The organism is Phenylobacterium sp., from assembly GCF_036402295.1.
Lineage (GTDB): Bacteria > Pseudomonadota > Alphaproteobacteria > Caulobacterales > Caulobacteraceae > Phenylobacterium.
This window is the reverse complement of record NZ_DASWTE010000139.1, coordinates 1-10,065: the sequence shown is the minus strand read 5'-3', so window position 1 is coordinate 10,065 and position 10,065 is coordinate 1. Positions and strand designations below refer to the sequence as shown.

8 protein-coding genes are annotated in these 10,065 nt (G+C 69.3%); 4 read left to right on the top strand and 4 right to left on the bottom strand.

All coding sequences use genetic code 11. From position 1 onward, the window contains the following. Nucleotides 1–208: 208 nt before the first annotated feature. The gene (locus VGD44_RS08555) at nt 209–832 is read right to left on the bottom strand and encodes a TetR/AcrR family transcriptional regulator (protein ID WP_331085892.1); all 624 of its coding nucleotides are present in this window, start codon (nt 830–832) and stop codon (nt 209–211) included. A gap of 218 nt (nt 833–1,050) precedes the next feature. On the opposite strand from VGD44_RS08555, the gene VGD44_RS08550 reads away from it, so the two are divergent. The 4 genes from VGD44_RS08550 (at nt 1,051) to VGD44_RS08535 (ending at nt 6,073) form a co-directional block, all read left to right on the top strand. Further along, nucleotides 1,051–3,294, top strand: a complete 2,244-nt coding sequence (locus tag VGD44_RS08550) for a TonB-dependent receptor (RefSeq protein WP_331085890.1) — start codon at nt 1,051–1,053, stop codon at nt 3,292–3,294. Nucleotides 3,295–3,305: 11 nt separating this feature from the next. Then, nucleotides 3,306–3,821 carry a VOC family protein gene (locus VGD44_RS08545; protein ID WP_331085888.1) on the top strand — a complete coding sequence of 172 codons (516 nt, stop codon included), beginning with the start codon at nt 3,306–3,308 and terminating at the stop codon, nt 3,819–3,821. After that, the gene (locus VGD44_RS08540; protein ID WP_331085886.1) at nt 3,818–4,786 is read left to right on the top strand and encodes a cyclase family protein; all 969 of its coding nucleotides are present in this window, start codon (nt 3,818–3,820) and stop codon (nt 4,784–4,786) included. Before VGD44_RS08545 ends, VGD44_RS08540 begins: the two co-directional genes overlap by 4 nt. Nucleotides 4,787–4,873: 87 nt before the next feature. Beyond that, nucleotides 4,874–6,073 (top strand): LLM class flavin-dependent oxidoreductase, encoded by a 1,200-nt coding sequence (locus tag VGD44_RS08535; RefSeq protein ID WP_331085884.1) that lies wholly within the window; start codon nt 4,874–4,876, stop codon nt 6,071–6,073. Nucleotides 6,074–6,094: 21 nt separating this feature from the next. Here VGD44_RS08535 and VGD44_RS08530 read toward each other — a convergent pair whose 3' ends face one another. The 3 genes from VGD44_RS08530 to VGD44_RS08520 form a co-directional block, all read right to left on the bottom strand. Beyond that, the gene (locus VGD44_RS08530) at nt 6,095–7,069 is read right to left on the bottom strand and encodes a S1C family serine protease (RefSeq protein ID WP_331085882.1); all 975 of its coding nucleotides are present in this window, start codon (nt 7,067–7,069) and stop codon (nt 6,095–6,097) included. A gap of 501 nt (nt 7,070–7,570) precedes the next feature. Further along, a complete protein-coding gene (locus tag VGD44_RS08525; protein ID WP_331085880.1) occupies nt 7,571–7,936 on the bottom strand; it encodes a copper-binding protein in 366 nt (121 codons plus the stop codon). Continuing rightward, nucleotides 7,933–10,065, bottom strand: a 2,133-nt coding sequence (locus VGD44_RS08520) for a CusA/CzcA family heavy metal efflux RND transporter (protein WP_331085878.1), incomplete at its 5' end; no start/stop codon positions are given. The genes VGD44_RS08520 and VGD44_RS08525, both read right to left, overlap by 4 nt.

Sequence of the window (10,065 nt, the reverse complement as noted above, 5' to 3'; positions counted from 1 at the left end):
AGCCGCCTCGGCGCCGTGCGCCTGGAAAATGCTCTTCGCCAGATCGAGCCCGATCGTCGCAACCTTGCCCACGGACGCCTCCTTCGAGTGGTGCTTCAACACCTCCACTCTGGCGCCTCGATGCCGTCAGGGGGCGTCCACCCCATGGCAACCGGCGGCGCACAGCTGACGGCGCCCGGGTTGTTCGACGTTGAACCGGAATGCCTGATCAACGGCTTCGGGACCCCGTTCCCACCAGGGATCCCGAACGCAGGGTCTCCAGCCAGAGGTCGAACATCGCGCGCTGCCGGGCCGGGGGGATGCGCCCCACGCCCAGCAGAACCTGCACGCCGATCCCGTCGACGAGTGCGATCAGGCTCTCGGCGGCTTCGCGCGGATCGACGTCGGGCGCCACGTCACCTTCCGCCTGCGCCCGGGCGAGCAGCCGGGCGAGGCGCGAGCGCCACTCGTCGTAGCGCAGGCGCATCACCCGGGCGACGTCATCGTCGTAGCTGGAGCGCTCCCAGTAGCCGACCCAGATCCGCCAGTAGCCGCGCCGTTCGGGTGTGAGCGGCAGGGCAAGGGCCACCACCCTGCGGATCGCCTCGAACGTCGGCCGGACCTTTTCGGCGCGCTCCATGCGTTCGCGGACGAGGGTGGATGAGTGCTCGGAGGCCTCGATGAGCAGCTGGTCCTTGGAATGGAAGTAGTGGGTGAGGGCGCCGGTGGTGAAGCCCGCCTCGCGGGCCACCTCGCGGACGGTGAGGCCGGCGATGCCGTCGCGCATGATCACCCGCAGCGCCGCCGCCGCGAAGATCTCCCGCCGCGCTTCGTGGTCGACCGACCTGCCCATCCCGATCCTTTCGGATATGCCCCGGTCTGCCGGAATTCGCTCGGCCCTGGCAAGCCTGAGGACGCCTCCGCGGCCTGAAAATCACACAACGGTTATATAACGAGCGTTACGCGCAGTCTTTCGAAACACAAAACACGTGTTATGTTCTCGGCATCGAAAGCCGAGGGCGCGGGCCCGGTGGCCCTTCAAGCCCTGCGGCGACTCTGCCGGGGGGAACCATGAGCCGCTCGCTGCCAGTCGCGTTGGTCGCCGCAACCGCGTTGTCGGGCCTGCTGGTCCCCACGGCCGTCCTCGCCCAGGCGCGGCCGGCCGACACGCTCGTCCAGGAACTGATCGTCACCGCCCAGAAGCGCGAAGAAGCCGCTCAGGACGTGCCGATCGCGCTGACCGCGCTCTCCGGCGAGCAGTTGGAACGGCAGGGCGTCGACGGCTTCCAGGACCTCTCGACCCGGGTGCCGTCGCTGCGGTTCGGGTCAGGCGTCACCGGCGGCGAGCATGTCATCACCCTGCGTGGCATCGGCAGCCAGAACACCACCAGCGGCGGCGACTCGCCCGTCGCCTACAACCTCGACGGCGTCTACCTGGCGCGGACCACGTCGGTCGATCCAGAGTTCTTCGACATCGACCGGATCGAGGTGCTGCGCGGCCCGCAGGGCACCCTCTACGGCCGCAACTCGGTCGGCGGCTCGGTCAATGTCATCACCCGGCGTCCGACAGCTGAGGCCGGCGGCCATCTCGATGCTCTCCTCGGCAACTACGACGCCCGCATCCTGCGTGGCTGGGCCAACCTGCCGATCCTGGACGAGGGCGAGCGCCAGGTGCTGGCCCGGGTGAGCGGCGTCTGGGCCGAGCACGACGGCTACCAGAAGAACCTCTTCAGCGGACCTGGCGCGACCCACGACGCCGACGGCCAGGACTTCTGGATGCTTCGTGGGCAGCTCTACTTCAAGCTCTCGGAGGCGGTGGACTTCCGGCTGATCGGTTCGGTCTCCGAGAACGGCGACCCCGTGGCGACCAAGACCCAGTGGTACCTGCTCCCGGCCCGCTACGCTGGGGCCCAGCCCTATCTCACCAACCCGCGCGAGGTTCGGAAGAACACGCCGGAGCTTTACGACCAGGACAGCGCCTACCTGTCGGGAACCCTCAACGTCGATCTGGGCTTTGCGACCTTCACGTCGGTAAGCGGCTATGCGTCGGGCAAGTGGGAGCAGTCGAACGATCCGGACGCCTCGGAGCTGACGCTGGCGACGAACCCCTACTGGACCCTCGACCAGTTCCAATACTCGCAGGAGGTCCGGCTGGCCTCCAATCCGTCGGACGGCCCTCTGAGCTGGATCGTCGGCGCCTTCTACTTCCGCGAGAAGGTGGGGCAGACCTTTCAGTTCATCGACACCGGCTTGAACTCGGCCTCGCCCTTCACCGACAATTTCATCTTCACCAACGGCGGCATCTACAAGACCGAGTCCAAGGCGGTGTTCGGCCAGGCGGACTTCGATCTGGCGAAGTCCGGCATGGGCCTGCCGGTCACTCTGACCGCGGGCATCCGCTACACGCGCGACGAGAAGAAGGGCTTCGACTTCCTCAACTTCACCCTGCCGCTGATCCCCTTCAGCGTGGAGCCGAGCAAGGCCTTCGACGAGGACTGGAGCGAGACGACCTACAAGCTGGGGGCCAACTGGCGGCCCACCGACAACGCGATGCTCTACGCCAGCTACTCCACCGGTTACCTCTCCGGCGGCGGCCTGGTCGGCAACTTCCCCGGCATCTACCAGCCCGAAAAGATCCGGGCCTGGGAGGCGGGCTTCAAGACCACGCTCGCCGACAACCGGCTGATCTTCAACGGCGCCGCCTACCATCAGAAGATCCGCGACATGCAGGTCTTCGTGCAGGACATCACCGGCTCGCGGATCGACAACGCCGGCCGCGCGCATGTGAAGGGGATCGAGCTCGAGGCGATCGCGACCCCCGCGAGCGGCTTGCGCCTGAACGCGGCGGCCACCTTCACCAAGGCCGAATACGACGAGTACGTCACCATCAACAATCGCTTCGCCGGCGCCGCGCCGGGCTGCGATCCGGTCACCCGGCTCTGCGACTTCGCCGGCAACCGCCTCGTGCAGACACCCAAGTACACCCTGAACTTCGGCGCCCAGTACGCCTTCGACACCGCCTTCGGCCAGGTGACCCCGCGGATCGACGTCTTCCGCTCGGGTGACCTCTTCTTCCTGTCGGCCAACTCGCCGCTGGAGCGGCAGGAGGCCTACACCCTGGTCGACCTCAACGTGATCTGGAAGGCGCCGGGCGAGCGTTGGACCGTGGAGGCCTTCGTCCGCAACGTGGGCGACAAGGACATCATCTCCAACGACGGCCTGCAGTCCAACACCCTGGGGAACGGCTTCGGCCTCGACAACTTCGCCTACTACCCGCCGCGCACCTGGGGCGTGCGGGTGGGCGTGAACTTCTAGGAGCGGACGCGATGGGCGACGCCGGATGGGCCCTCAGCCGCCTCTACCACACGGTGGTGAACTGCCGCGACCTCGACGAGTCGGTGGCCTTCTACCGGCTGCTGGGCTTCGAGGTGCTGAACGATCGTCGTCACGTGGTCTGGCCCGCCTTCGTGGCCGGCATCTTCGGCCTGAAGCGCGCCCAGGGTCGCGGCGTCCTCATGGTGCTGCCCGAGGACCGCGACGGGCCGATGATCGACCTGATCGAGTGGGTGGAGCCGTTCGCCGAGTTCCCCGAACCGGGCGAGAGGGGCGAGACGGTGCCGCGGATCATCGCCTTCCGCACCCGCGGCGTGCATGCGGCCTACCTGGCGCTCAGCGCGAAGGGCGTCACCTTCACCCAACCGCCGCACACGCCCGAGGAACCGCTGGGGATCATAGGGACAGCCTGCTGCTACGACCCGAACGGCAACATCATCGAACTCATCGAGCTCGAACCGGGCGTCCGCCACTCGCGCGCCACCGAGGCGCTCGCCGAACGCCGATGAGCGCCGAAGCCGACATCGCCGACCCCCGGCGCGGGCCGCACCGCCAGGCGATGTCGGACGCCCAGCTCAAGGTGCTGTTCGACCAGGTCAGCAACTGGGGCCGCTGGGGCGCCGACGACCAGCGGGGCGCGCTGAACCACATCGGCCCGGCCGAGGTCTTCGCCGGCGCCGCCCTGGTGCGCGAGGGTCGCACGATCAGCCTGTCGCGGGACTTCCCGACCCGGCCCGGACCGGAAAACCCCTGGCCGGCGCAGCACCACATGCTGATGGGGGGCGACGACTGCTGCGTGCCGGGCGTCGAGGGTCTGGAGGCGTCCACCGACTTCATCGGCATCGCCTTCCATGGCATGGCGTCGAGCCACATCGACGCGCTGTGCCACGTCTTCGCCCAGGGGCGGATGTACAACGGCCGGCCCGCGACCGAGGTGCGGAGCACCGGCGCGCGCTTCAACTCCATCATGGCCGCCCGCGACGGCATCGTCGGGCGCGGCGTGCTGCTGGACATCCCCCGGGCGCGCGGCGTCCGCTACGTCCCGTCCGACCACATGGTGACCGCCGCCGAGCTGGAGGCCGCCGAGCAGGCGCTGGGTGTGCGGGTGGGCAAGGGTGACCTCCTGCTGGTCCGCCTGGGCCGCGACGTACGCCGCGCCGAGAAAGGCGACCAGGCGGTGCCGGGCCTAGACCCGCGGGTGGTCGCGTGGCTGCACGCCCGCGAGGTGGCGGTCCTGGGCGGTGACGGGGTGCACGATCCGATCCCGGGCGGCCAGGTGCACCGCGACTGGGCCATGCCGATCCACATGATCGGGCTCGCCGCCATGGGCCTCCACCTGCTGGACAACCTCAACCTCGAGCCGCTGGCCGTCGTCTGCGACGAGCTCGGCCGCTGGACCTTTCAATTGGTCGCAGCCCCGCTGCCCATCGAGGGCGGCACCGGCTCCCCGCTCAATCCGATCGCGATCTTCTGATGACCAGCCGCCCATCCAACCCCCCGGCAGCCGCGTCCGATCACATAACGTGTGTTATGTACCTCGGCCGCGGCGGAGGACGCCCCGATGAAGTTCGACGTATTCTGCGAGATCCAGCGCGCCTTCCCCTGGAACGGTCGCGATGAAGCCAGCCTGTTCCGCGAAGTCCTGGCCCAGGCCCAGGCGGCCGAGGCGGCCGGCTTCGACATCTGGTGGCAGGTCGAGCACCACGGCGCCCCGCAGTTCAGCTACTCCTCGGCCCCCGAGGTGGTGCTGACGGCCATCGCCATGAGCACCGAGCGCCTGCGGGTCGGCCACGCCGGCGTCCTCGCGCCCTTCCGCATCAACACGCCGCTGCGGGTGGCCGAGCGGGCCGCCACCCTCGACGTGCTGTCGGGCGGTCGCTTCGAGCTGGGCCTGGCCAAGTCCGGGGGCAAGGAGTGGGAGACGTTCGGGGTCAATCCGGACACGGCGCGCGACGAGGTCAAGGAAGCGATGCGCATGATCCCGCGCATGTGGACCGAGCCCGAGTTCTCCTACGCCTCCGACACCTACCAGGTGCCGCCGCGCGAGGTCGTGCCGCGACCCGTCCAGCGGCCGCATCCGAGGCTCTGGCAGACCTGCGGCTCGCCGGACAGCTTCTACATGGCCGGCGAACTCGGAGTCGGCGCGCTGGGCACCACGCTCCTGAGCCCGGTCGCCTTCCTGGGCCAGATGCTGCGCGAGCACGACCGGGGACTGGCCGACTGCCGGGAGCCCGCGGGCAAGGCCATCAACCGCCAGAAGGGCGTCTTCACCTTCGTCCACGTCGCGGAGAGCCGGGGGCAGGCGATCGCCAACGGCGCAGCCTGGTCGGCGCTCTGGTACGTCAACGCCGCCCCGGTGGTGTTCAAGGTGCCGCGGCGGATCTGGTACGACATGATCAAGCAGGGTCTGCACCCGAACTCGCCCCGCGACACCGCCGCGACCCAGCTCGACCCCCACGAGATCGACATCAAGCCGGACGATCCCGAGGTGGTGAAGCTGCTCAAGCGGATGGCCCAGGGGGAGGAGATCAGCTTCGAGGCAGCCCACGAGGCCCTCGAGGTGCTGGACAGCGTCGTGATCGGCGACCCGGCCCATTGCCGCGACAAGCTTCGCGCCTACGAGGGGATCGGGGCCGACCGGATGATGTGCCTGATGCAGTTCGGATCCATCCCGCACGAGGCGGTGCTGAAGAGCCTGGAGCTGGCCGGCCGGCATCTCGTGCCCGCCTTTGCCGAAGCCGAGGTTGAAGAGCGGGTCTGACGTTCGCGCTTGGCCTTCCGCTCAGTTGAAGCGGGGCTTCTTCAACAGCGCCGTGCGATCGGCGGAGCGGACCTCCACGTCGAAGACGTCCCCGTCGCGCTGGAGGCGGAGCGGGATGGTGACGCCGGCGGGGCCTTGCGCCCACAGGCGCGTGTAGAAGTCCGCGAGGCTGGACACGGGCGCGTCGGCCACGGCCACGACGATGTCGCCCGCCCGCAACTCCGCCCGCTCCGCAGGGCCCTTGGGACTCACGCCGATGACGACGACGTGCGCCCCGAATTCCTGCGACAGGAGCCCGAGCCACGGGCGCGGCGGATGCGGGGGTTTCCCACGGGCGAGGTCGTCCAGGATTGGCGGCAGGCGGTCCGTCGGCACGAACATGTTGAGCGGCGTTATACCCGCCGGGGATTGCCGCTGCAGGCTGAGGGAGCCCACGCCGACCAGTTCGCCGGTCGCGGCGATCAGGGCGGCGCCGCTCCAATGCGGGTGCGCCGGTTCCGTCATGATCGCGTCGTCCAGGAGATATTCCCAGTAGCCCGCGAACGGCATCCGGGTGAGGACCTTCCCGGCCGCGGCATGGCTCAGCCCGCCCGCGCCGGCGACGACCACTGGTGTCCCGGCGCGCAGTTGACGCGAGGCGCCGATCCGCAACGGGGGAACGCTGAGCGGTTCGAGGGCCTGGGCCAGGCCGAAGCCGGTGACGGGGTCGGTTCCCAGGGCATGCGCCGCGACACGACGGTCATCGTTGAGGGTGAGGACGATGTCCTCGGCTTCGGTGATCAGGTACCCGATGGTCAGGATGAGGCCGTTTGGCCCGATCACGGCTCCGTTGCCGATGCGCTCGGTCCCGAGGGTCGTGGCCGTGAAGGCGTCGTCGGGGATGCGCGCCTCGAGGGCCACCACGGCGCTCAACGCAAGATCCAAGTCGAAGCCGTAGGCTTGCGGGGCAGGGCGCATCCGCGCCTCGACTTCGAAGCCGTCGAAGGGTGACGCCACGACGATCTCCTCTGCGTCATGAGTCTGCGGCGAGGCCAGAAGCCGCGCAAGGGCCGCGGGACAGCAGACGCCGCCTTCCAGCCCAGATAGTCGGGTGTGGAGCGGCCTCGCAACTCCATTGGCCGACGGATCGCAGCGAGGGGTCACAGTCGGATCGCCGAAGGTCCGCTTCTGGCGCCGGCGTCAAGGTCCGCTGTTGGGCGCGCCGAGGACTTGGATAGCTGGCTAGCCTTGTGTCGTGGAACACGATGGCAGACGGGCCGTACTCCGGGCCACTTGACGGCTGCCTACGCGTACTCGCCTCGCACGCTTGCGAGACCCCAACTCCCGCTAGGCGAGGAAGGCGGAGGCCTTCGATCTCGTGGCCCGGTTCGCGCCGCAAGCGCCTCCGGGTCTCCGAACCTCCGGCGGGCCCCCGCGCCGCCCCCGCGCGTTACAGCGGTACGGGCTGTCGGGTCCGCGGCGCCCGGGGGGCGCACTCGAGGGATCTTCCGATGGAAGCTACTGCTTGCGGATCGCGATGATCTCCCCGCCGCCGCCTTGGACCTTGAGGTCGAACGCCACCTTGTCGCCGGCCATCACCGACTTGGCGATCTCCGGCGAGGCCTTGAACGCCATGGTCATGGCCGGCCAGTTGGCCTCGGGAATGGCGGCGTGATCGACCGTCACGCTGTCGGCGCCGACGGCCGTGACCGTGCCTGTTCCCTTGGCCATCTTGGCCTCCGCGGCCATCGCCATAGCGGCCATGTCGGATGCGGGAGCGGCGGGCGGAGCTGCGGCCTCCTTGGTGGCGGCTTCCTTCTTGCTGCATGCCGCAAGGGACGTGGCGGCGCCGAGGGCGGCGAGGGTCAGGACGAGACGGTTCATGGGGTTTCTCCTCGGATTGAAGCGGGAACGGGGGCTGGCCACCGGCGCCGCAGCAGCAGGTAGCCCGCGGGGATGACAAGCATGGAGAGCAGCGGGGCGGTGAGCATCCCGCCGATCATCGGGGCGGCGATGCGGCTCATGACCTCGGAGCCCGCGCCGTGGCCGATCAGGATCGGCGCAAGGCCCGCCAGGATCACGGCCACGGTCATGGCCTTGGGCCGCACGCGCAGGAGCGCGCCTTCGCGGACAGCGGCCTCCAGCTCGCTACCACTGGGGTTCGGCCCGCGCTCGGCGAGCGCGTGCTTGAGGTAGATCAGCATCACCACGCCGAACTCGGCGGCGACGCCGGCCAGGGCGATGAAGCCGACGCCGGTGGCGACCGACTGGTGGTAGCCCAGCAGGTAGATCGCCCAGACGCCGCCGGTGAGCGCGAAGGGGAGAGTCCCCATGATCAGGGCCGCCTCGTCCCAGCGCCGGAAGGTGGCGTAGAGCAGGAGGAAGATGATCGCGAGGGTCGCAGGAACCACCAGCTTGAGCCGCTCGGCGGCGCGCTGGAGGTACTCGAACTGGCCCGAGTAAGCGACCGACACGCCGGGCGGCAGCTTCACCTCCTTGGCCACGGCGCGGCGGAGATCGGTCACGACGGAGTTCAGGTCGCGGCCGCGGACGTCGACATAGACCCAGGTGGACGGGCGGGCGTTCTCGGTCTTCAGCATCGGCGGGCCGTCGACGATGCGGAGGTTCGCGACGGTCCCAAGCGTGATCTGCTGGCCGCCGGGCGTGAGGATCGGCAGCGCGCGCAGGCCTTCGAGGCTGTCGCGCAGCTCGCGGGGGTACCGAACATTGACGGGGTAGCGGGCCACGCCCTCGACGGTCTCGCCGACGTTCTCGCCACCGACGGCGCCGGAGACGATCTCCTGCACGTCGGCGATGTTGAGGCCGAAGCGTGCGGCGGCGGCGCGGTCGATGTCGACGTCCACGTAACGCCCGCCCGTCAGCCGCTCGGCCAGGGCCGAACTGACGCCGGGAGTCCGCTTCGCCACGGTCTCCACCTGGGCGGCCACCCGGTCGAGCTGGGCGAGGTCGATTCCGGACACTTTCACGCCGATGGGGCTCTTGATGCCGGTGGCCAGCATGTCGATGCGGTTGCGGATCGGTGGGACCCAGACATTGGCGAGGCCGGGGACCTTCACCACCCGGTCCAACTCCTCGGTCAACTTCTCCGGCGTCATGCCGGGCCGCCACGCGCTGCGTGGCTTGAACTGGATGGTGGTCTCGAACATCTCCAGCGGCGCCGGATCGGTGGCGGTCTCGGAGCGGCCGGCCTTGCCGAAGACGGTCTTCACCTCCGGCACAGTGCGGATGAGCCGGTCCGTCTGCTGCAGCAGCTCAGAGGCCTTGGCGGCCGAGATGCCCGGCAGGGCCGACGGCATATAGAGCAGGTCGCCCTCGTCCATCGGCGGAATGAACTCGCCGCCCAGGCGGCTGAGCGGCCACGCGGTGGTGGCGAACACGAACAGGGCCACGATCAGCACCGTGCGCGGCTTGCGCAACACCCAGTCGATCGCCGGGCGGTAGGCCGCGGTCAGCCAGCGGTTCACCGGGTTGGCGTCCTCGGCCGGGATGCGACCGCGGATCAGGTAGCCCATCAGCACCGGGACCAGGGTCACCGACAGGATCGCCGCGCCAGCCATCGCATAGCTCTTGGTGAAGGCCAGAGGGGAGAACAGCCGCCCCTCCTGCGCCTGCAGCGCGAACACCGGCACGAACGACAGGGTGATGATCACGAGGCTGAGGAACAGCGCCGGTCCAACCTCGGCCGCCGCCTCGGTGATCACCGACCAGCGGGCGTCGCCCGTTAGCTCCTTGCCCGGATGCTCGTGCGCCCACCGCTCCAGCCGCTTGTGGGCGTTCTCGATCATCACCACGGCCGCGTCGACCATGGCGCCGATGGCGATGGCGATGCCCCCCAGTGACATGATGTTGGCGTTCACGCCCTGTACCCGCATCACCAGTAGGGCGAACAGCACGCCGAGCGGCAGGGTCAGGATCGCCACCAGGGCGGACCGCGCGTGCCAGAGGAACAGGCCGCAGACCAGGGCGACCACGACGAATTCCTCGATCAGCTT